Source organism: Chryseobacterium sp. 22458, from assembly GCF_052044975.1.
Taxonomy (GTDB): domain Bacteria; phylum Bacteroidota; class Bacteroidia; order Flavobacteriales; family Weeksellaceae; genus Chryseobacterium.
Window position 1 is genome coordinate 66,319 of record NZ_JBQEOA010000008.1, and the last position, 21,816, is coordinate 88,134.

A 21,816-nucleotide genomic window follows, 5' to 3' on the forward strand; every position below is an offset into this window, starting at 1 on the left:
TACTTTATTATTTTTTAGATTTATTTTTTTATTATAATGTCAAAAATATCATTTACAAGTGTTTCATAATCTCCGGTTTTCAACTGTTCTTTGGTTTTTGCAAAAGCTTTTTTCAGCTCACTTTCCGGGTTTTCATCATCAACAATTTCTGCTGAAGCGACTCCTTTCAATTGAAGGACTGCATTTTTCAGGATTTCAATATCTGCGCCTTCTTCTGTATTTATTTTCAGGTACTTCATAATTTCTGTGATCAGTATTTGACTTTTATTTATACCCAGTTTTTCCTTTTCCGGAAACCGGAATGGATCAGACTGTTATTCTTTCAAATTTAAGAAACAAATACTAAAGAAAGCTCCTTTAAGCCCTTTATATTAAGATAATCTGGAAAAAAGTTATTTCGTACGAATCATTTTCCCATTTTTATATTGAAACTCCACTTCACAGCTTTTTTGATTTTCTATATTGTAAACATGGATTTTATCAGGATCTATCCCATTCATTTGAGAAAGCATAGGGCTTTCCCAATATTTATAAAAAAGGGGCTCTCTCAGCATAAGATTCGGATCAGACTTTAGGACTTCAAACACATGATAATCTATACAGACGTTTCCTTCCGATATGTTATTTTGCTTCAGTGCCACATTCAGCTGCCTGAATAATTCGTTGTTGAATTTACCCGCATAAATCCAGGAATTTTTCAAGCTGATATTGGTGATAACAAGAATAAAAGTAATTCCGGCCAAAAAGATACTGATCATTTTACTTTGCAGTTTCAGCCTGACAGAAAGATAAATAATCCCTGAAATAATAAATAAGGTATAAAAAAGCCGTATGGCTCCCAGATTCCGGTTGTCAAATCCAAAAAGGGTCGGAATATAGGATGAAAAGAGAAAAATACTCAGCCCCAACAGTATTGAGATAAAAGAGATAATACTTAGCTTTTTTAATTCCTGCATCCTGCTTTTAAAATCATACCCTGCAAAAACTTTATAAACAACTGAAGATATGATGAGTGCCAGCAGTATTTCTAAAATATGCAGCTTTTTCAGATTCAGTATACCTTTCCAGATTCCTTCGAAAATATCTCTGAAGAATAATTTCACCGCACATACTGCAACGAATATGACTCTTTTGAACTCAAAAACTTTAGTGATCTCATCCCTTTGATATGAGTTGACAAATAAGGCCGGCTGAATAACTTTCCTGAAAATTACGATAATCCCCAAGGTCAGCAAACCGAATACAACCTTTTTTTTATGATCTTTAATCAGAAAAAGATGAAGCATGATGAAAGGAAGAAAGATTTCATAACTCAATACGGAAGCAATAAAAAACAGTGAACTCAGTATCAAATTTTTCCTGATATATACATAATAGATACTTACGGCAAAAAAAATAGTCGCCAGATTTGAATTGAGCATAATACTGGAAAACTGAATACTGCTGCCGATCAGAGAACATGCATACAGCAGTGTAAGCAGGCTGGCAAGTTCTTTAGACAGTATATGCCTGGCCACCCAATACAGCACAGCTAATGAAAGAGGAAAAAACAGGGTCCCCAATAAGTAGAAAGATTCATGATCTTTTGACAGAAAGGACAAGGTTCCTGACACTAAACCTGATACAGGCCTTGCCGCCATCAAAGAGGAGTCCAGAAAAGAGTAAATATAACTGAAATAGGATTCCGGAACAGCTCTTAGCTGATAAACCCCTGCCAAATCATCTGAAAGCACAGTTTTTTCTGTAAAAACAGACCAACATATATAAAGGGTATAAACAAGGATTAAGATATTGAGAAATATCAGATAATAACGGCTCAGTTTTTTTTCCATCGTATTTTTTCAAAATTTGTAGCGGAAGCTTCAATCGCTTACCAATTTCAAAAATAACAGAATTACCGCAATTAAAAAATAATATCAGAATATTACTCAATATTAAATGGCAACAGGAGCCTTAATTCCCGGATGCGGATCATAATTTTCCAGGGTAAAGTCTTCAAAATCAAAATCGAAAATATTTTTAACTTCCGGATTCAGTTTCATGACAGGAAGAGGTCTTGTTTCTCTTGAAAGCTGCCTGTTCACCTGCTCAAAATGGTTATTATAAATATGAACGTCTCCAAAGCTGTGAACATAATCTCCTACTTCAAGATCGCAAACCTGTGCTACCATCATCAGCAAAAGAGCATAACTTGCAATGTTGAACGGAACCCCAAGAAAAACATCTGCACTTCTCTGATACAGCTGTAAAGATAATTTTCCGTCTGCAACATAAAACTGGAATAATGCATGGCAAGGAGCCAATGCCATATTAGGAATTTCCGCTACATTCCACGCTGAAACGATAAGTCTTCTGGAGTCCGGATTTTTTTTTATCTGATCAATCACTTCTGTAATCTGATCTACAATCTTCCCGTCGGCACCGTTCCAGCTTCTCCACTGAGCACCATAAACAGGACCTAAATCACCGTTTTCATCTGCCCATTCATCCCAGATACTTACCCCGTTATCTTTAAGATATTGTATGTTGGTATCTCCTTTCAGGAACCAAAGCAGTTCATAGATAATGGATTTCAGGTGCACTTTTTTTGTAGTTACCAAAGGAAACCCTTTTGACAGATCATATCTTAGCTGATATCCGAAAACACTTCTTGTTCCGGTACCGGTTCTATCGGTTTTATCGGTTCCGTTGTCTAAAATATGCTGTAAAAGGTCCAGGTAATTTTGCATTGTGAGAGAAATTTTATGCCCCAAATTTAGTAAAAACGATTATAAAAAGCACTCATTTTTATGAATGCTTTTTATGGATGCTATAACCAAACTCTATTAAGCAGCTGTAGATGTGCTTTGTAGATCTGTGATATTTTTTTACCAGACATTTTCTATTTGCTGATGAACAGTATTGATCGTGAATGATTCTCCGGCCTTTTTACCGTACATCATTTTTACCAGCGGCGATTCTGCTGAAACAGTCATAATTTTTTCCTTTTCAAAAACAATTTCTCCCAGCGATACGGAAATATAGAAGAGTCCTTTATTCGTTTTCACTAATGCCCCGTTCTGAACTTTTTCAGAAGGTTCTGAGGTTATTTTCTGCACAACAGCCTGCTGATTCAATGTTTCATTAAGCTGCCTCTGCAGATTGTTGATTTCCTGCTGGAGCATTTCACGTCCCGTTTCATATTTATCACCCATAGAGCTTTTGGTATCATTATTTGATGCACGGGTCTCGGCGATCAGATTCTCAAAATACCGGATTTTATCTGTAATTTTTTCCCTGATGATGTTTATTATTTCCTGTTTGTTCATGTACTGCTGTTTTTTATTGTGGAGGGTATAGACCACCCATCAAAATCATAGATTTTGACACCTCTCCGGTAGAGGGGAATTAGGTACCATTAAAAACTAGTGGTTAAGATTTACAGTATAATTCAAAATTTCAGAATTTCCAATTTCATTTTGCAAATACGGCGTAATCTGAAACTTTAAAACTGAAATCTTTTCCCTGGTTGAAATCTCTTCTAGTCTTATCAAAAACATTTCTGAATGTTCCGGAAAGATGTTCGTCTTCAATGGTAAAATTCACAGGTTCCTTTGACATATTCAAAACCACCAGCACTTCATCTTTTCCGTTTTTTCTTACATAAGCCAGAATTTTATCATTTGCTGTTGTATTCAGCAGATAAGTTGTTACCTCAGGATCTCCACCTCTTAGGGCAGGATTGGAAGATTTTAAATCCAGTAATATTTTATAAAAGTCGGCTACCTGATAGGTATTGGTCCATTTGATGACATCTTTTTCAAAAAATTCCAATCTCTTCATGTTAGGAAGTTCCTGACCGGAGTACAACAACGGAACCCCATTCCATGTTGCAGAAAATACAGCCATAGGTTTTGTTATTACAGCATATTTCTCATATTCTGTCCCATTCCATGAGTTTTCATCATGATTGGTGGTAAACCAGGCCCTCATTGAACCGTCACCGATATTGGAATATTGTACCAGCAGATCTTTCAATTCCTGAAGAGGTTCATTTTTCTTATAATAATCGGCAGATTTGTGCATCCATTTCCAGGAATAGCTGGCATCGAATACTTTTCCGTATTCAGGACTTTCCAATTCGTCGAATTCTCCCAGCCAGAAAAGCGGTTTTACTTTTTCCACTTCAGGGCGTGCCTGTTGCCAGAAATCAACTTCCACCCATGAAGCAAGATCACATCTGAACCCGTCGATATTGGTTTCCTGCACCCAGAATTTCATGGCATCAATCATTGCCTGGCGCATTTCCTGATTTTTATAATCCAACTCAATGATATCATCCATTCCGGAAGCAATATGGAATTTACCGTCCGGATCTTTTAAATAAAATTCGGGATGTGATTTCGTCCACACATGATCCCATCCGGTATGATTCGCTACCCAGTCAATGATTACTTTGAATCCCAGTCTGTGTGCCTCATTCACCATATCTTTAAAATCCTGCAATGTTCCGAATTCCGGATTGACAGAGGTATAATCTGCTGCTGCGTAAGGACTTCCGAGACTTCCTTTTTTGTTCTGCTGTGCAATGGGAGTGATGGGCATAAACCAAAGGGTTTTTACTCCCATAGCTTTCAGGCGGGACATTTCTTTGGCAAATGCTTTGAAAGTTCCTTCCTGGGTATATTGTCTGATATTTACTTCATAGATATTGGTAGTATGTTTCCATTCTTTTGGCAGCTCTGTCATCTTCTTTGTATTTTTTTGAGTGGTACAGGAAACAATTCCCAGACCAATTACGGCTAATAAAATTAATTTTTTCATTAATCTATTTTTAACAAAAGTAAGGATTGTTTTTTGGGGAGAAAAAGGTAAGGGGTATTTAGGCTTATAAAAAATATGGGATATATTAAAACCATTAAGAATGGATTTAAGAAATAAAGTATAGTTAAGATGAATCATTCTGATTTTTAAGCATAAAGCGGAGCTTATCTTAATACAACCTTAATATTTCAAAAAAGTATAAATAAATTCTGGATCAGGTGCAAAATTTGGGGACTAAAAAAAATTAGTTAATCTGAAGAAAAAATGAATTATCTTTTTACTCTTCTAAGCTTTATACTGAATTTTATTTAACGCAAAGACAAAATGAAATTCATTATTGATAAGGGAGCTAAGAAAGCGACAAAGGTTGCTGATGAAGCTATGTAAATATACGTACGCTTAGAAAGAATCTATACAATTGATTCAGTTGCTTCCTAAAATAAAACACCGGATAATAAAAATCCTTTACGTTAAATTTTAAAATTAAATAGAGCTGAATATTGTAAGCCCCCCAACTTTTGCGTTGATTCTAAATTCTGCCGATAATATATCAGTAAAATGCTATAAAAAAGCCCCGGATCAACACCCAGGGCCATAATTTGTATATTTTTACATCTTATCTTTCATCATCATTGTCATCCTCATCATCAAAGACATCGTCATTGTAGTCTTCTTCTTCCTCATCATCGAAGCTGTCATCTTCATCTGCAAAGTTTCCTCCTGTTCCGAAATCATCATCAAAACCGAACTCATCATCTACCAACGGCATTGCTGACTTCTTTTTGCCTCCGGAGTTTCCGTTTTTGCTAGGGGCCTTCAATGGAACATTTCCAAATCTGTATACCGTGATCGGGTAGTTTACACCTTTTGTTTCCTCAATCACTTCTACAAGCTCGCAGAAGAATTCCCAAAGATCAAGAAGCCCGTACTGGAACTGTGCTTTGTCACCTACATTTTCAAAAGCCTCATCAATGTAAACATCTGACATGATCTCGCCATCTCCATCATCACTCATATCTTCCAATGGGACACTTTTTACGATCGTTCCGTCATCTTCCAACAGATTAAAAGTAGAAAGCTCATCTCCCTGCAGACTGAATGCACTTTTAATTCCTAAATGTAAGTTCCATAACGTTTGTTTTCCCTTAACTTCGACATCACGGAAAATATCCTCTTTCGCATCTAATATTACGCGGATTTTGTAAACCATATCAGTTTCTTAAATTACTTTTTTGCCTTTATAATTATGATAAATCTATGTTGCAAATATATAATAAATGACATGTGACAAAAAAATATTTCAGGATTTTTTAAAATATTTTTTTTTCTTACATTTTGCCGGAATTATTTACTTTTTTCGAGCATAAAACTGAATTTCGTTCCTTCAAGGTAAACGCTTTCTACGGTAATGTTTTCGTTGTGAGCTTCAAGGATATGTTTTACAATAGCCAATCCTAATCCGGAACCGCCTTCTCTTCTGCTTCTGCTGGTTTCCACTCTGTAGAATCTTTCAAAAATCCTAGGCAGGATCTCAGATTTGATTCCCATCCCGTTATCGATAACTTCAATCAGTACTTTATTTTTCAGGATACTGGTTTTTACAATCACTTTTGCTTCCTGTCTGTTGGCATAATGGATTGCATTTGAAATAAGGTTGATAAAAACCTGTGAAATTTTCTGTTTATCGGCTTCTACAAAGATCTGCGGATGGAGGGTCTGAATTTGCAGGGTTGTATTTCTTTTCTCAGCTTCAAGATCAAGAAGGTCAAAAATCTCTTTAATCAGGAGATTGACATCGAATCTGGACACGGTAAGATTGATCTCTCCTGCTTCAAGTCTGTTGATCATATCAAGGTCTGTCACAATAGCGATAAGTCTTTCAACAGATTTGTCGATTCTCTCGAGATATTTGTCACGGATGGTGAGATTATCCACCCCGCCGTCTCTTAAAGTTTCCACATAGCCCTGAATAGAGAATAAAGGAGTCTTCAGCTCGTGGGAAACGTTTCCGATGTATTCTTTACGATAGCTTTCCATTTCCTTCATCATATCGATTTCGGTTACTTTCTGCTGGTTAAGATCGGAAAATCGTTCTCCAAGTTCTTTGATGGTAATATTTTCGTCATGATCATGTACGATCTCCTGAGGAAGAATGCCTGAAAGGCCTTTCACCTGCTTTCTGCCGTAATAGTTGAAAAGAAGTTCCAGAACTACGCAATTGATAATAAAGATCAGGACAATACAGATCAAAAGACCCGTTTTAAATAAAGGGGTCTCGTAATAGATATCTTTCAGTGAATCGAAAACGACCACCAGGAAAAGCATTACCAGTGTCAGCAGACAGGAGGCAACGAGGGTAAGTCTGTAAAATTTCAATTTTACAACGTTTTAAGAATTGAACGTAAAGTTAAGATTTTTAAATGATTAAACGATCAGCTTATAACCAATCCCTTTTAATGTCTGAATGGTATTGATCCCTAATTTTTCTCTTAATCTTCTGATATGAACATCAATGGTTCTCTCTCCTACGATCACATCATTACCCCATACTTTCTCAAGAATTTCTTCTCTTTTAAAAACTTTTTCAGTGTTGGAAGCCAAAAGGTAAAGCAGGTCAAATTCTTTTTTGGGAAGAAGAAATTGCTGTCCGCTCTTGGAAACTCTGAAGTTATCTTTATCAATGACAAGGTCTCCTATTTCTATGAGCTTAGCATTATCAGATACCTGAGAAGTTAATTGCAGTAAAGCATTTACTTTGGAGATCAGGATTTTCGGTTTGATCAGCTTTACGATATAATCGTTGGCCCCGGCCTGGAATCCTGCCAATTGGGAAAATTCTTCGCTTCTTGCGGAAAGGAAAACAATAAGTGTTTTTTGAAGTTCTTTCACTTTACGAAGTTCCTGACAGGTTTCAATACCATCTTTTTCCGGCATCATTACATCTAGAAGGATAAGGTCCGGAACAATTTCCTTTGCTTTTTCTATCCCTTCGTTACCATTGGTAGCTGTATAGATATCATAACCTTCTTTTTCTAAATTGTAAGACAGAATCTCTAAAATATCCAGTTCATCGTCTATTAAGAGTATTTTCTTTTGGCTCATTTTAAATTTTTACTGTTTCAAAGTTAATCATTTTTGAATGATAGATTAATAAATTAGTTATCGTTCATATAAAGTTAACAATAATACTCTTTTCTTAATATTTAGTTAAGAAAAAATTAAATTTTACTAAACCATTTACCCCATTAAACTTTTATTCCTTTGCACCGAAAGAAATCTAGTAATAAAGCAAGTAAAGGAATGAAAATTAATAAACTTAGCATTGCAGTCTTATTTTTATCCGGATCTGTATTTTATGCTCAGGAAACAAAGCAGGATACAATCACTAAGGAGAAAAAAATTGAAGGCGTAGTAATCCAAGGAAGCAGTAACAAGAAAACTGAAACTGCCGTATTAGGAGAACAGAAGAAAGCGATTATTCAGAAACAGGCTGTAAGTGCTGAAGAGATTTCCAGAAAAGGAATCTCCAATGTAGAACAAGGTCTTACGAAAGTAACAGGGATCACTACGGTAGAAGGAAGAGGTCTTTTCGTAAGAGGTCTTGAAGAACGATACAACTATTTATTAATTAACGGTCTTGGTTCACCATCCAATAACCCTTTCCAGAAGATTATTGCCCTAAAGCAGTTTCCGACGGATGTTGTAGGTAAACTGAATATTTATAAGACTTTCAACTCCAATCTTTACGGAGACTTTGCAGGAGCTACTTTTGATATTGAGACCCTTACGATTGATAAGCCTTTCACTAAAGTAGAATTCAGTGTAGGAGTGAATACTTTGAGTACTTTCAGAGATAACTTTAAAGTAGCAGAAGGTGCTGATGGAATGAATGGGTATTTAGGGTTGAACTCAAGAGATAGAAGGCTTCCTGGTGAAATTAGAAATGCAAGACCTAATAACTATAGATTTACAGCCGATCAATCACTGAACTCTTTTAAAGATTCATGGAATGTGGATAATGTAAAAGCAATGCCTAATACAAGTATTGGATTTACGACTGTACAAAAAATTAAAGCTGGAGAAACTGGAAATTTAGGAGTATTATTTTCTTTAAATCAAGGTACAAAATTCGAATATAAGGAAGGGGATAATAATCAGTTTAGAGCACAAGGTTCTACTCTTATTGATAATATGAACTTCCTTACCCGTAAGCAATATAACTACCAAACAGAATCTTCTATTTTGTTAGGCTTAGGTTATAAAAATAGAGGAACAAATGTTAATTTAAATGCTATTTACCTACAAAACACCAATAATATCATTGAAGATAATTTTGGATACAAGGATCAGCAGGTTCAAAATAAAAACACTGGCTTTTTCAGAACAAACCAATTAGACGTCTCAAGATTCTTAGATTTACAACTTACTGCATCTCAGAAAATCGCAGACAGGCATCTACTGAAAGGAGGAATCAGCTACGTACTCAATAACTACAGCCAACCAGACCGTAAAATTTTGGAAGGAAACAGAGCTGATGAAAATAATAAAATGCTTCCTGATGGGCAGATACTTATGAAATACGGTGGTAATAACCTTATTCGCCAATACCTTGATGTAAACTCAAGATTTTATGGGTCTGCATATGCTGAATACCAGTTATCTTTAGGTGAAAAGGGTGATAGAAAGGACTACCCTATACAAATTACTGCCGGATATAATGGATTTACTGATTTTAGAAAAACCTCTTACCGATTCGTTTTTGGTCGCCGTGCAAATGATTTCAATCCAAGTTTTGTAGCCAATTTAGACAGACCTCAAGACTTGTTTGATGCCTCTATAAGAAAAGGAGATTTATTTTATCAGGAAGGATCAGATATTTCTCAATTCTTTAATAGTTTCTATCAGATTATTAATGCGGGTTATGCTAATATTAATTTAAAGCCAAATGATTCTTGGGATATTTTATTAGGAGCAAGATATGAACACGATATGACTCTTATCCGTTATTCTGAGCAGAGTGCTAAATATAAAACGAATGTAGAAAAAGTAAAAGATTTTATTTTACCATCACTTTCCATCAAAAAGGCTATTGATAATAAAAATAATGTAAGATTTTCATTTAGCAAAACCGTTACAAGGCCAATACTTATTGAGACGATGCCTATTAAATACATCAGTCCGGATAACGTGAATATTGTTGGTAATGAAAATATTCAAAATAGTGAAAACTATAATTTTGATTTAAAATGGGAGTATTTCCCAACCAACAAGGAAATGTTTGCTGTAAATCTTTTTGCTAAACATATTAAAAATGCAATTGAACGTTCATTAGTAGCGTCAGGAGATGCTACGGGATCTACAATAACATTTTTCAATGCTAAAAAAGCAGACATATACGGATTAGAAGTTGAGGGAATCTTCAACCTGGGCAGAATTTCTGAAGCTTTAAATAAATTTACTTTAGGAGCTAACGCTACCATTATGTATTCTAATGTAGAAAGAAGTGAAGATCAGCTTAAAATGGAAGAACCTACATGGTTTCCAACTACAGGAGAAAAACTTCGTAAAAGAGGCCTGCAGGGAGCTGCTCCATATACAATCAATGCGGATTTAAAGTATGAATTTAAAAACCATAACAACCTTTCACAAACATTCTCTTTAGTTTATAATGTTTCAGGAAGTAAAATTTATGCGACGGGAGGTGCTGGTACAGATAACTATTATGAAAAACCTTTCCATCAGCTAGATTTTGTTTATCAGAATCAGTTGACAAAGAATTGGAATGTGAAATTCGGTGTACAAAACATTCTTAATAACAAATACAGAATCCTACTTGGAGATAAAAATTATGTACCACTTCAGCTTGAAGAAGGCAACAATACACTTATTAACTATTACAGAGGGGTTACATTTAATCTTACAGTAGGTTATACATTCTAAAAAATCAAATTTAATAAAGTAAAAAAAGTATAAAATGAAAAGAAGAGTATTATCATTATTATCATTAACAGCAGTTTTAACATTAGCTTTAAACTCATGTACGATAGAAGTAAATGACGGCCTTGGCGAAACAGTTGTTACTCCTGGTGTAACCGATTTGGAGGGAATCATCAGTAAAGATACCGTATTTAAAAAAGGAAATTATAAACTGAAAGGTGTTGTAAAAGTTATGAACGGAGCAACCCTTACAATTGAAGCCGGTGCAACTTTCACCGTTGATACTTCTGTGACAAGTGGATTAGTAGTTCTTCAGGACGGTAAGATCAATGCTGTAGGTACAGCAGCAGAACCAATTGTATTTACAACAGCGACAAAAATGCCGGGTGACTGGGGAGGTATTACATTATATGGAAGTGCGCCGATCAAAGCTGTAAACGGAAATACATCTGCTTTATCAGAAGATGGTAACAACGTTAAATATGGAGGTAGTGACGCTGCATCCAACTCAGGAGTAATGAAGTTCGTACGTGTTGAATATGCTGGTAAAAAAATTGGTGATGGTACCTCTGAAACCAACTCTATGACATTTTACGCTGTAGGTACAGGCACAGTATTAGAAAACTTAGTTACTTACAAAGGAACAGATGATGGTTATGAATTCTTCGGAGGAACAGTAAGTGCAAAAAATCTTGTTTCTTATGGTAACTATGATGATTCATTTGACTGGCAGGATGCATGGAGCGGACAAGAAAATACAAACTGGTATGCCTTCCAAACCGGAACAGGTAACTTCGGAATGGAAATTGAAGCTTCAGGAAATGCAGACAATGTTGCTCCTAAGATTTCAAATATTACATTAATCAGAAATACTAATACAAATCCTGAGACAGCTAACTCTCCTGAGATTTCTGCAATTCAGTTTAAAAAACACGGAACAGGAATTTTCTCTAATGTATATATCAGTGGATATAAAAATATTGGTTCACAAAAAGCTTATGCTGTATTAATTCAGGATGATGCTACCAATACAAGCCAAGTGAATGCAGGAAAAGTAAAAGTAGAACCTCTTACTTATCTGAATTCTGATAATCCTGGCGTTTGGGGTTATGCTCAGACCAATGGTGGTAAAACTTTCACAAATGCTACAGGTGTTACAAAAGTTTCTCTGGTACCGGGAGCTTGGGCTACCGTAGATGGAGTAAACCTTTTAGCAGCTTTACAATAACTAGTTTCTTCATTTCAATAAAAAACCATCAGAAATTTCTGATGGTTTTTTGTTGCATAAAACAACCATCGTAAAAACGATGGTTGATTACAAAAAACAAGTGTATAAAAAATATATATACTTTTAATTAATTTCTCCAAAACAGGTTCCCGTCATGCATCAGGGCTTCTATTTTAGAGATTCTGGAAACGGCTTCTGCAGAACATGAAGCTTCTGTCAGAACAATGGCTGCTTCATCTCCGGCTTTAGGCCACTGTTGCTTTCCTTTTTCATCCAGCGGAAGAATACTTTGTGTGGCAAACTGCAACGCTCTTGACAATGCATATTCTGTAGCATATCCGTAGAGTTCAGCAATAAGATTTGCTTTCTGCAGCATACTTCCGGATCCGAAAGTGCTCCAGTAATCCTGTACATTATCATTTCCTATCAATACATTTACTCCGTATTTCTTTAAGGTCGGAATCGGCATTATTGTTTTCCCAAAAGGTACGGAAGAAGCAATTCCCACTTTTGCAGCAGCCAGTCTTTCAGCGATCTGCTCTGTTTCTTTCGGATTCAGATGAGCCAGAGCAAATGCATGACTTACAAAAGTTTTCCCCTGAAGCTGTGGATTTTCAATCGCTTTATCGATCAAATAATTGATGGTTTTCATTCCGGACTCTCCTACTTCATGCAGGTGAATATCAATTCCTTTATGATGATCCAATGCCAGCTGTACGGTAAAATCCATTACCTTTTCAATACTTCCATCGATGCTCAGAGGATCCAGGCCACCAATAAAGCTCACGCTTTTCAGTTTTGCGGCTTCTTTCATCAGAGGAAGCGTTTCCGTATAGTATACTCCATGCTGAGGAAAGGCAACGGTTTCCACTTTAAAGGAATCTTTCTTATTTTCGAGGGCCTGCTCCAGGCGCTCCAGCGATTTTAATCCTGAAGTGGGATCAATATTGAAATGGGTTCTTGCAAAGTGAGTTCCGTAATGCTGTTGAAGGCTGATCAGCTGTTCTGCCCTCTCTACAGAAGTTTTTAAAAGTTCGGGAATAATTTCCTGCTCATAGGCAATCATATCTTTCACCGTCCTTCTTTTGGGTGAAAGTGCCTTCCATGGAAGTCCATATAATGTTTTGTCCAAATGGATGTGCATATCCCTGAAAGCGGGAAGCATCAGATATCCTTTGGCATCTATGGCATTGGAAGCGGGATCATTGGCTTTTATTTCTTTAATTTTTCCGTCCTCAATTTCAATACTGAAAAGGTTTGTTTTTGTTCCGGTCACCTCCTCATTTTCGTATTCAAAGCCTGTTTCCAGGCGGACATTCTTCAGGGAATATGTTCCTTTTGCAGTTAATTGATATGGAAATTGCATGATTTACTATTTTAACACCACAAAATTACACCGGCTTTTACTCAAAACCGGTGTATCAATTATGTCATATTTTGTACAGATTATTCTTTGAATTGAGACGGAGTCATTCCCGTCTGTGTCTTAAAGAACTTCGAAAAACTGGCGTGATCATAAAAACCAAGATCATATACAATGTCTTTTACTGACATTTCAGATACTTTTAAAAGACGTTTCGCTTCCAGTAAAATACGGTCCTGAATAAGAGATGAAGCGGAAGCATTAAGATTTTTCTTACAGACAATATTCAGATAATTGGCCGAAATATTCAGCTTATCGGCATAAAATGAAACAGATCTTTCTGTTCTGAAATGTTCATCAATGAGATGCAGAAATTTCGAAATGATCGGGTTGGAGTGATAGACCTCGAAGTCTTTGAAAGCTCCTTCCATTGTTTTGCTCACCAGCAGCCCTATCAGCTCACTCCTTTTCTGAATAAGTTCCCAAAAAATTTTCTCTTCACTGAGTTCTTTTTGGATGGCCTGAAATTCATACAGAAAAGCGTTAAAGACCTCCCCGGAAAGATTAATGACCGGATGATTCTGATAGTAGGAAGCAGAAAACCTTAATGAAGGCAGGAAACTTTCGAACCAGTCTCTGCTGATCATCAGCTGATAGCCTACCGTTTCTTTTTCAATCACCCATTGATGTACCTGATCCGGAAAAACGAGATGGATCTGATGATCTTTAACCGGATATTCCGTAAAATCTATGGTATGCGAACCTACCCCATGCTCAAAAAGGTTGATGATAAAAAAATCGTGCTTATGAGGATCATCTATGGAACGGGCACCGTAAAGTTCATTAAACAGCAGATGACAGCCTTTCAGCTGGTTTTCGCTAAACTCCTGAATTCCTAAAATAGGAAAATGATCTGTATGAGAACTCACGTTACCTGAATTTCTCTTAAAATTAATAAAATTTATGAGAGAAAAAATTAAAATAGCCACAAAAGAAGCAAAGACATCCTTTGTGGCCGAAAAACACTAACTAAATTATATTTCCAAATTGATATTATATACTTTGGAATATTGGCCGGATGAATGCAAAGACTCGAATCCCTTTGCATTATCCAACCTCCAACAGCATAAGTTTATCTATGATTTCAATATTTGAGCAATCTCTGCAAACCCTGATTCTTCTGCATGCTGCAGAGCTGTTTTCCCTGATCGGTCAGGAATGGTAAGATCTGCCCCGTTATCTTTTAAAATCTTTACGATCTCCTGATATTTCTGAGTTCCGTTTCCCAGAATTACTGCTTCCATCAACTCTGTCCATCCCAGGCGGTTTACATGATTGACAGGGAAACCTTTTGTCTTTGCCAGAACTTTTACCGTTTCCACATGCCCTCTTTCACAGGCAGGAATCAAAGCAGTACCACTATAACGGTTGAATACATCGAACCTGGCTCCGTTTTCTAAAAATAATCTGATCAGTTCGGTCTGCCCGCTCGCTCCTGCATACAAAAACGGACTGTCAAGCTGATCATCCTGAAGATTAACATCTGCTTTATAGGAAACGAGCAGTTTTGCCATTTCCGTCTGCTTGTCTATGGTTGCTATAAGCAGTAAGGAACGGCCTTTTTTATCCTTAGTATTGACATCTGCCCTATTATCCAATGCTGATTTTACGGCAGCAATGTCATTTTTTTTCACCAGGTTTATGATATTTGTTTCCTGTATCATCTCTTGTTTCTGAAATTCAACAGGTTTCTTCTCGCAGGCATTCAGGCTCCCGAGTGACAGAAGAAATAGTAATACTTTCATTATGATTCATTTTTGAAAATTAAAAAACAATATTTCCCTGATGAACCAACGATTCTACGTTTGAAATTCTTGATACCGCTTCGGCTGAACAAGTGGCATTGATCAGGACAAAATCTGCCCTATCTCCAGATTTAGGCCATTGCTGAGTACCTTTATCATCCAATGGAAGGATATTTCCAGTCGCCAGCTTTAAACTTCTCGACAGATGAAACTCCGTGGAATAGCCGTAAAGTTGTGCCATCAGATTAGCTTTCTGAAGCACGCTTCCTGTCCCGAAAGTGTTCCAGTGATCTACAATACTGTCGTTCCCGGTCAGTACCGTTACATTATGCTTATAAAGTACAGGAATCGGCATAATCATTCTTCCGAAAGGAATAGTTGAAACAATCCCGATTTTTGCTTCAGCTAATTTTTCAGCAATTTCCTCCTGCTTTGTGGCTTCTAATTTCGCTAAAATAAAACAGTGGCTCAAATAGGTTTTCCCTTTCAGAGATGGATTTTCATTCACTTTCTTTATCAGATATTCTACCGTTTTCAATCCGGAATCTGTTGTTTCATGTAAGTGAATATCAATCCCTTTTTTATGATCCAAAGCAAGCTGAACTGTGAAATCTATGACTTTTTCAATATTCCCGTCAACATTAAAAGGGTCTACACCACCGATAAAATCAATATCCATCTTTGCCGCCTCTTTCAGATACGGAGCTGAGTCTGTATAAAATACGCCATGTTGTGGAAATGCCACGAGCTCTGCACCAAAACCTTTCTTTTTATTCTCTAAAGCTTTCTGAAGATTTTTTAAAGACTGAAGCTTTGAGGTGGGTTCAATATTCACATGGCTACGGGCAAATGAAGTTCCTTTTGACTGCAGCAGTTCGATCATTTTCTCAGCTTTGAATGTTGAATTTTTCAGCATTTCAGGCAGCATTTTCTGCTCCAGTTCTATCATTCCTTTCACTCCGCCGGTTCTTTTCCTTACGGCCTGCCAGTGATCTCCGTAAAAAGTTTTATCAAGATGAATATGCATATCCTTAAAAGCGGGCAGCATCAGGAGACCTTTAGCATCTATCGCTTTAGCATCAGGCTGGTTGGCAGCAATCTTTGTGATCTTTCCATTTTCAACTTCTATATAAAAAAGATCTGTTTTTGTAGAAGACACTTCTCCTTCTTCATATTCAAAACCGGTTTCAAGACGAACATTCTTAAGGCTCAGTTTTCCTTTTGCTGAGGTATCTTTTGCTTCAAAAAGAGGTGATGCGGTCATGATATTAGGTATTAAAGTTAATCCCGCCATGGCCAATGCCGAATTTCTGATAAAATCCTTACGGGACAGGGTATTGTCTGAGGTCTTCATTTCCAATCTGTTTATGACAAAATTAAAAAGAACCGGCCTGAACAAAGTGTATGGTTTATTACAAAATCTGTATGATTTATGCTTTGTGGTGATTACTTACTAAAATACCTTTCATATTCCAATAAGAAAGTATCCACGGAAATTGTCATTCCGGTAGAAATCTAAATGATGCTGTTTTACCTTATTGAGACTCCTACGGAGTGATATAGATTGCTTTGAAATTTTTTCAATCCAAACTCTTCAAATCAAATTTCTTTTGCATAAAAAAACCGGATAAAAATCCGGTTCCATTTATTTTTATTTATTTGAATATTCAAATTTCCTTACAGCTTCCAGTGTCATATCAATTTCTTTTTCCTTGATTGCATCACTGATGAAGTAGGTTTCATACCCGCTTGGCGGCAAATACACTCCATTCTGAAGCATCTGGTGGAAAAAGTTGTTGAATAATGAATGGTTCGCTTCCTGAGCTTCATCAAAATTGGAAACCCTGTTGGTATGGAAGAAAACGGACATCATTGAACCTTTTCTGTTGATCTTATGGGAAATTCCTTTTTCATTTAAGATTTTTCCGATTTCAAGATCCAGTGTTTGGGTTGTTTTGTTTAATCTGTTGAAGAATTCAGGATCGTTTTTGATCAGCTGAAGCGTTTTTAATCCTGCTCTCATCGCCAAAGGATTTCCGCTTAATGTTCCTGCCTGGTATACTCCGCCTTTTGGTGCCAGGTGATCCATAATTTCATTTCTTCCTGCAAAAGCTCCTACCGGAAGTCCTCCTCCGATTACTTTTCCGTAAGTTACCAGGTCAGCTTTCACATTGAAAAGTTCCTGAGCTCCCCCGAATGCTAATCTGAAACCGGTCATCACCTCATCAAAGATCAGTAAAGCCCCGTTTTCGTCGCAGATCTTTCTTAGATTCTGAAGGAAATCATTTTCAGGCAATACACAACCCATATTTCCGGCAACCGGCTCAATGATCACCGCAGCGATCTCTCCCTGATTGTGACGGAACAGATCTTCCACCTGCTCGAAATCATTATAACGGGCCAATAGTGTATCTTTTGCAGTACCGGCAGTTACTCCCGGAGAGTTTGGGTTTCCAAATGTAGCCGCACCACTTCCCGCCTTGATCAGAAATGAATCTGAATGCCCGTGATAGCAGCCTTCAAATTTTACGATTTTATCTCTTCCTGTATATCCTCTTGCCAGTCTGATGGCACTCATACAAGCTTCTGTTCCTGAAGAAACCATTCTGATCTGGTCTATATTCGGGACATTTTCAATGATGAATTTTGCAATTTCTGTTTCCAGTTCTGTTGGAGCTCCGAATGAGAATCCTTTTTCGGCCTGTATTTTCAGTTCTTCCAGTACTTCAGGATGGGTATGCCCTAAAATAGCCGGCCCCCATGAATTGATGTAATCAATATAGGTATTGTCATCTGCATCGGTAAGGTAAGCACCTTTTGCCGATTTCATAAAAACAGGAACACCTCCTACAGATTTAAATGCTCTTACCGGAGAGTTGACTCCTCCCGGAATGTATTTGTAGGCTTCATCAAATAAAGCCGAACTTCTTTGGTATTTCATATATATTTAGCTGTTCGTTAACAGTGGCTGTTGGCATTTAACTGTCAACTATAAACTCTCAACGAAAAATAAAATTAGTTTCGTGGTTTTTTATCAATCAGATAAATCAGCTGTCCTGCAGATGGCTGTTGCCCTTCATCCATTCTGTTTTTAGCATATAATTTATGTAATTTGATTCCGAATTTCTGGGCAATATCATGCATATCTTCACCGGATGCGGCTTTGTAAGTTGCTGTATTTCCTGAGGAGTTTTTAGATTCAAGGAAGACAATATCATTTTTCTTCAATGTCTCATTTTCCAGTTCATTCCACTTCATCAGGCGGCTTTCGCTCACCTTGAATTTATTGGCGATGAATTTTACGTCGGTATCTTCAGGGATGATAATGTATTTCAGACCGTCATTCGGGTGGCTTTTGATAAGAATGGAATTAAGAATTTCTGCTTTTGTTTTGATTCTTTCCACTCTTTTCTGCTGCTGTGCATAAGAGGTCTGTTTGTAAGGAACTTCTACGGTTACCGGTTCTTTAGCTTTTTTTGTTGCCTTTGAAGGTTCCAGCTGTGCCATGAAAGTTCTGTCATCTTTCAGATCCGGATACATTTTAAGAACGGCGTACAGCACTTCATTAGAATTGGTATTGTCGTATTCGTATAATTTATACTTTTCAATTTTGGTGATCAGGATGGAAGCATAGCGTGGATTGGTTGCATAACCTGCTTTTTTCAACCCATGTGCCCATGCTCTGTAATCTTTCATATCCAATTTGAAAAGATTAGCGTAATATTTTCTGGTAGATAAAAATATGGAATGGTCTTCATAAGACTGTCTGGGATCGTCATACACACGGAAGCATTCATTAGGTGCATCATCCGTATGCTTCATTGTTTTACCTGTCCAGTCTTCTTTACATTTGATACCGAAGTGGTTTTTACCTTCCTGAGCCAGTCTGCTCTGTCCGCCTCCGGTTTCCAGGAGCCCCTGGGCAAGAGTGATAGAAGCCGGAATTTTATATTTTTCCATTTCTTCTACTGCGTATTTAGCAAATCTCTGAATGTACTGATCTTCGGTTGCCCATCCCTGAGCAGAAAATTTTGATAAAACTAAAAGGCTTATGGATAGGAAAAGTCTTTTCATGTTTTTCAATTTTACTTATATAATTAAATTTCTATTCTGTTTTTCTAACAGCAGATTAGCGCCTTCAATTCCCTGCAATCCGCCTGTATGAAAGCATAAAACCCTGCTGTTTTCAGGAAAAAACTCTGCATCAATCAGCTCAAATACCTTCTGCATCATCTTTCCTGTATAAATCGGTTCCAGAGGAATATCGTATTTCTCTTTGAAATCATTGATAAAACGGATATTTTCATCACTTATTTTACCATAACCTCCAAAACATGAATCTATTAGATCAAAATTCCGTTTCAAAGTTAATTCAAATATTTTATTTTCCAGTGAAGCATCATCAACAGCTTTAAATCCTATAACTTTCTGATTGTCTTCACAAAATTTCGAAATTCCGGCAATGGTACCTCCGGTTCCAACTGCGGTGCAAAGATAGTCAAAATCTTTTGTTTGCTCGTTCAGCATCATTTTCACACTTTCTACCGCCTCTCCATTGGTTCCTCCTTCCGGAACAATTAAAGCCTCCGGGAACTCGTGCTGCAGGAATTCAGTCAATTTTTCTTTATGCCGGTATTCTTCACGGGTGACAAATTTCAGGTTCATTCCGTTTCTTTTTGCAAAAAGTAAAGTAGGATTATCCCTCCATTTATGCTGCAGTTCTTCTCCTCTTATTATTCCCAAAGTCGGAATACCTGCCTTGCTTCCTACTGCAGAAACCGCTGCAATATGATTGGAAAATGCCCCTCCGAAAGTAATGATATAAGGTTTCTCAGGATTTTTTTCCAGATAATGATTGACATTATAAAAAAGCTTCCAGTATTTGTTACCAGAAATCTGAGGATGAATAAGGTCTTCTCTTTTGATGAAAACCCTGATATTTTTATGAATCGGGATTTCCTGAATCGGAACAGGTTCTGTGGGGAATTGTAATAGCATTTTAGTTTTTTAAACTATCCATGGGTTATTTTTGCAAAAGTAGTAAAAGATTAGTTATAGTTTTTGTCCCAATCATATTGGACGATGCAGCAATTTTGTATGGGATGTTGATGGGCATTTAACCACAGACATTACAGTTTTACACAGATGATTGTAAATTATTTCATATAAAATGTTCATGAAATTTGTGAAATTATTTGTGATGTTGTGTTCACATTTTTAGGTTTGGCTAAAGCCAATGGAATATTTTAATTTATTTGGCCGGGCTAAAGCCCGCCCCTATTGATATTGATATTGATATTGATATTGATATTGATGTCCTTATATTTATAAGCAGGATAATAGTTCTATAACGACAAAATCTTTCAATCTTTCAATCTTTCAATCTTTCAATCTTTCTACAAATATTTCCTGAAGTTCCAGAATTTTCTTTTTTTGAGATAAGTCAAATTATGTTCATTGGTATAGGCTTCTCTTTCGAATGAGATTCTTCTGTAGGCGAGATAGCCGTCTTTAAGTTTGAAAAACCAGTAATAATACTCAATAACGTAGAAAATGTAGAAAAAAATGATAAGCATTTCCAGTTGCTGCCGTAAATGAATCTTTTCGTGATTGATAAGTATATTATTTTCCTTATCTTCGGGTTTCCTAATGAAGATAAAGGGAAAGAGAGCTATGCCGTTAATTTTTAGTTTTTTTAATGGCTTTTGGCATACAATTATCATAGTAACAAATATAAAAAGTTTTTTGACTTGCGTTTAACTTATGGCCCATTATGACATCAAAGAAGGTGAAGACTTTTACTATAATGAACAGGGATACAAGGTTTTTACAGAAAAATTCCATCTGAAAAGAGGATATTGCTGTAAAAGCGGCTGCAGGCACTGTCCTTACGGGTACGATAAAAAGACTGATACATTCATTAAAAATGATAAAAAAAATAAATAAAATGAAAAAATATATTTTTATTTTGTTGGCATCTGCTACATTAGGTCTCACTTCTTGTAGCCCTTTTCAGGTACGTTCAGACTATGCTGAAACCGCCAATTTCAATTCTTATAAGACTTATAAAATAAGAATTGACGATCTTAAACTGAATGATATTGATAAAGACAGAGTTCTGAATGAGTTGTCAAGACAGCTTCAAAGTAAAGGACTTCAGTCAGGAGAGAATCCTGATCTTATTATCAACGTAAAAGCAAATCATAAAAAAATTACGGATATACAAAGTTCTTCTCCTTACGGAATGTGGGGATGGGGCGGGCCCTTCGGATGGGGTGTCGGTATGAACAGAACATGGACGAGCAATTATAATGAAGGCGCATTAATCGTTGACCTGATCGACGCAAAAACCAACAAACTGGTTTGGCAGGGTATCGGAAGCGGAATTTCTGTAGATTCTCCAAGATCTAAGCAAAGACAGATTCCTGAAATCATGGCTGAGATCATGAAAAACTATCCGCCACAGAGAAAGTAAAATTGAGGACTATTATTATATACAGACCGGTGCATTTTTGTACCGGTTTTTGTTTGGGTTTATATGGGTGAGGATATTGGTAATGTTTATGTTGTGTCAGGTTTTGGCTAAACCATTGTTGGATTTCATGAATGACTACATATCCATAAAACAGAATGTTCTACATTCAAAATTAATGATAATGTAATTTTTTATTCGTAAAAAT

At 36.6% G+C, this 21,816-nt stretch carries 20 protein-coding genes; 4 read left to right on the forward strand and 16 right to left on the reverse strand.

All coding sequences use genetic code 11. The features are described 5' to 3' along the window. Positions 1-20 precede the first annotated feature (20 nt). From ACTJJF_RS20790 to ACTJJF_RS20825, 8 genes are all read right to left on the reverse strand, one after another. Positions 21-239: a hypothetical protein gene (locus ACTJJF_RS20790; protein WP_065399709.1), complete on the reverse strand. Its 219-nt coding sequence runs from the start codon at positions 237-239 to the stop codon at positions 21-23. A 153-nt stretch (positions 240-392) separates the two neighbouring features. Next, the gene (locus ACTJJF_RS20795; protein ID WP_440700887.1) at positions 393-1,832 is read right to left on the reverse strand and encodes a hypothetical protein; all 1,440 of its coding nucleotides are present in this window, start codon (positions 1,830-1,832) and stop codon (positions 393-395) included. A 102-nt stretch (positions 1,833-1,934) separates the two neighbouring features. After that, positions 1,935-2,729: a thymidylate synthase gene (locus tag ACTJJF_RS20800; RefSeq protein ID WP_312305436.1), complete on the reverse strand. Its 795-nt coding sequence runs from the start codon at positions 2,727-2,729 to the stop codon at positions 1,935-1,937. 138 nt (positions 2,730-2,867) lie between these two features. Then, positions 2,868-3,308, reverse strand: a complete 441-nt coding sequence (locus ACTJJF_RS20805; protein WP_312305439.1) for a hypothetical protein — start codon at positions 3,306-3,308, stop codon at positions 2,868-2,870. Between the two features lie 145 nt (positions 3,309-3,453). Further along, entirely contained in the window at positions 3,454-4,803 is a 1,350-nt protein-coding gene (locus ACTJJF_RS20810; protein ID WP_440700888.1) for an alpha-amylase family glycosyl hydrolase, read from the reverse strand. A 616-nt stretch (positions 4,804-5,419) separates the two neighbouring features. After that, complete coding sequence (locus ACTJJF_RS20815; RefSeq protein WP_312305444.1) at positions 5,420-6,013, reverse strand: IS1096 element passenger TnpR family protein; 594 nt, start codon at positions 6,011-6,013, stop codon at positions 5,420-5,422. Between the two features lie 134 nt (positions 6,014-6,147). Next, the gene (locus ACTJJF_RS20820; RefSeq protein WP_065398817.1) at positions 6,148-7,179 is read right to left on the reverse strand and encodes a sensor histidine kinase; all 1,032 of its coding nucleotides are present in this window, start codon (positions 7,177-7,179) and stop codon (positions 6,148-6,150) included. A gap of 48 nt (positions 7,180-7,227) precedes the next feature. Continuing rightward, on the reverse strand, positions 7,228-7,905 hold the full coding sequence (locus tag ACTJJF_RS20825; protein WP_276162987.1) for a response regulator transcription factor: 678 nt from the start codon (positions 7,903-7,905) through the stop codon (positions 7,228-7,230). A 198-nt stretch (positions 7,906-8,103) separates the two neighbouring features. Between ACTJJF_RS20825 and ACTJJF_RS20830 the strand changes: the two genes are divergently transcribed. Further along, positions 8,104-10,743, forward strand: a complete 2,640-nt coding sequence (locus ACTJJF_RS20830; RefSeq protein WP_440700889.1) for a TonB-dependent receptor plug domain-containing protein — start codon at positions 8,104-8,106, stop codon at positions 10,741-10,743. Positions 10,744-10,777: 34 nt separating this feature from the next. Next, the gene (locus ACTJJF_RS20835; RefSeq protein WP_312305452.1) at positions 10,778-11,968 is read left to right on the forward strand and encodes a hypothetical protein; all 1,191 of its coding nucleotides are present in this window, start codon (positions 10,778-10,780) and stop codon (positions 11,966-11,968) included. A 127-nt stretch (positions 11,969-12,095) separates the two neighbouring features. Here the strand turns inward: ACTJJF_RS20835 and ACTJJF_RS20840 are convergent, their stop codons facing one another. The 8 genes from ACTJJF_RS20840 to ACTJJF_RS20875 all read right to left on the reverse strand — a co-directional run bounded on the left by ACTJJF_RS20840 (position 12,096) and on the right by ACTJJF_RS20875 (position 20,859). After that, positions 12,096-13,334 carry an amidohydrolase gene (locus ACTJJF_RS20840; RefSeq protein ID WP_440700890.1) on the reverse strand — a complete coding sequence of 413 codons (1,239 nt, stop codon included), beginning with the start codon at positions 13,332-13,334 and terminating at the stop codon, positions 12,096-12,098. Positions 13,335-13,414: 80 nt separating this feature from the next. Then, positions 13,415-14,260 (reverse strand): AraC family transcriptional regulator, encoded by an 846-nt coding sequence (locus tag ACTJJF_RS20845; RefSeq protein WP_440700891.1) that lies wholly within the window; start codon positions 14,258-14,260, stop codon positions 13,415-13,417. 207 nt (positions 14,261-14,467) lie between these two features. Beyond that, entirely contained in the window at positions 14,468-15,136 is a 669-nt protein-coding gene (locus ACTJJF_RS20850) for an ankyrin repeat domain-containing protein (RefSeq protein WP_440700892.1), read from the reverse strand. 19 nt (positions 15,137-15,155) lie between these two features. After that, entirely contained in the window at positions 15,156-16,490 is a 1,335-nt protein-coding gene (locus ACTJJF_RS20855) for an amidohydrolase (protein ID WP_440700893.1), read from the reverse strand. A gap of 297 nt (positions 16,491-16,787) precedes the next feature. Continuing rightward, positions 16,788-18,077, reverse strand: coding sequence for a glutamate-1-semialdehyde 2,1-aminomutase (hemL, locus tag ACTJJF_RS20860; protein ID WP_440700894.1), 1,290 nt, complete (start codon positions 18,075-18,077; stop codon positions 16,788-16,790). A 74-nt stretch (positions 18,078-18,151) separates the two neighbouring features. Then, a complete protein-coding gene (locus ACTJJF_RS20865) occupies positions 18,152-19,210 on the reverse strand; it encodes a glucosaminidase domain-containing protein (protein ID WP_312305464.1) in 1,059 nt (352 codons plus the stop codon). Between the two features lie 15 nt (positions 19,211-19,225). Beyond that, positions 19,226-20,134: a 1-aminocyclopropane-1-carboxylate deaminase/D-cysteine desulfhydrase gene (locus ACTJJF_RS20870; protein WP_312305466.1), complete on the reverse strand. Its 909-nt coding sequence runs from the start codon at positions 20,132-20,134 to the stop codon at positions 19,226-19,228. Positions 20,135-20,532: 398 nt separating this feature from the next. Then, entirely contained in the window at positions 20,533-20,859 is a 327-nt protein-coding gene (locus ACTJJF_RS20875) for a hypothetical protein (protein WP_312305468.1), read from the reverse strand. Between the two features lie 40 nt (positions 20,860-20,899). Here ACTJJF_RS20875 and ACTJJF_RS20880 point away from each other — a divergent pair, with 40 nt between their 5' ends. Together ACTJJF_RS20880 and ACTJJF_RS20885 are read left to right on the forward strand one after the other, a co-directional pair. Continuing rightward, positions 20,900-21,082, forward strand: coding sequence for a DUF5522 domain-containing protein (locus ACTJJF_RS20880; RefSeq protein ID WP_007842321.1), 183 nt, complete (start codon positions 20,900-20,902; stop codon positions 21,080-21,082). A gap of 1 nt (position 21,083) precedes the next feature. Continuing rightward, positions 21,084-21,611 (forward strand): DUF4136 domain-containing protein, encoded by a 528-nt coding sequence (locus tag ACTJJF_RS20885; RefSeq protein WP_065399712.1) that lies wholly within the window; start codon positions 21,084-21,086, stop codon positions 21,609-21,611. Positions 21,612-21,816 lie beyond the last annotated feature (205 nt).

What these genes read in the sequence shown, in the direction of transcription:
- ACTJJF_RS20805 (WP_312305439.1), bottom strand. Translation starts at nt 3,308, where the DNA reads ATGAACAAACAGGAAATAATAAACATCATCAGGGAAAAAATTACAGAT.
- ACTJJF_RS20800 (WP_312305436.1), bottom strand. Translation starts at nt 2,729, where the DNA reads ATGCAAAATTACCTGGACCTTTTACAGCATATTTTAGACAACGGAACC.
- ACTJJF_RS20835 (WP_312305452.1), top strand. Translation starts at nt 10,778, where the DNA reads ATGAAAAGAAGAGTATTATCATTATTATCATTAACAGCAGTTTTAACA.
- hemL (WP_440700894.1), bottom strand. Translation starts at nt 18,077, where the DNA reads ATGAAATACCAAAGAAGTTCGGCTTTATTTGATGAAGCCTACAAATAC.
- ACTJJF_RS20880 (WP_007842321.1), top strand. Translation starts at nt 20,900, where the DNA reads ATGGCCCATTATGACATCAAAGAAGGTGAAGACTTTTACTATAATGAA.
- ACTJJF_RS20885 (WP_065399712.1), top strand. Translation starts at nt 21,084, where the DNA reads ATGAAAAAATATATTTTTATTTTGTTGGCATCTGCTACATTAGGTCTC.
- ACTJJF_RS20795 (WP_440700887.1), bottom strand. Translation starts at nt 1,832, where the DNA reads ATGGAAAAAAAACTGAGCCGTTATTATCTGATATTTCTCAATATCTTA.
- ACTJJF_RS20870 (WP_312305466.1), bottom strand. Translation starts at nt 20,134, where the DNA reads ATGCTATTACAATTCCCCACAGAACCTGTTCCGATTCAGGAAATCCCG.
- ACTJJF_RS20855 (WP_440700893.1), bottom strand. Translation starts at nt 16,490, where the DNA reads ATGAAGACCTCAGACAATACCCTGTCCCGTAAGGATTTTATCAGAAAT.
- ACTJJF_RS20830 (WP_440700889.1), top strand. Translation starts at nt 8,104, where the DNA reads ATGAAAATTAATAAACTTAGCATTGCAGTCTTATTTTTATCCGGATCT.
- ACTJJF_RS20790 (WP_065399709.1), bottom strand. Translation starts at nt 239, where the DNA reads ATGAAGTACCTGAAAATAAATACAGAAGAAGGCGCAGATATTGAAATC.
- ACTJJF_RS20825 (WP_276162987.1), bottom strand. Translation starts at nt 7,905, where the DNA reads ATGAGCCAAAAGAAAATACTCTTAATAGACGATGAACTGGATATTTTA.
- ACTJJF_RS20815 (WP_312305444.1), bottom strand. Translation starts at nt 6,013, where the DNA reads ATGGTTTACAAAATCCGCGTAATATTAGATGCGAAAGAGGATATTTTC.
- ACTJJF_RS20865 (WP_312305464.1), bottom strand. Translation starts at nt 19,210, where the DNA reads ATGAAAAGACTTTTCCTATCCATAAGCCTTTTAGTTTTATCAAAATTT.
- ACTJJF_RS20810 (WP_440700888.1), bottom strand. Translation starts at nt 4,803, where the DNA reads ATGAAAAAATTAATTTTATTAGCCGTAATTGGTCTGGGAATTGTTTCC.
- ACTJJF_RS20875 (WP_312305468.1), bottom strand. Translation starts at nt 20,859, where the DNA reads ATGATAATTGTATGCCAAAAGCCATTAAAAAAACTAAAAATTAACGGC.
- ACTJJF_RS20850 (WP_440700892.1), bottom strand. Translation starts at nt 15,136, where the DNA reads ATGAAAGTATTACTATTTCTTCTGTCACTCGGGAGCCTGAATGCCTGC.
- ACTJJF_RS20840 (WP_440700890.1), bottom strand. Translation starts at nt 13,334, where the DNA reads ATGCAATTTCCATATCAATTAACTGCAAAAGGAACATATTCCCTGAAG.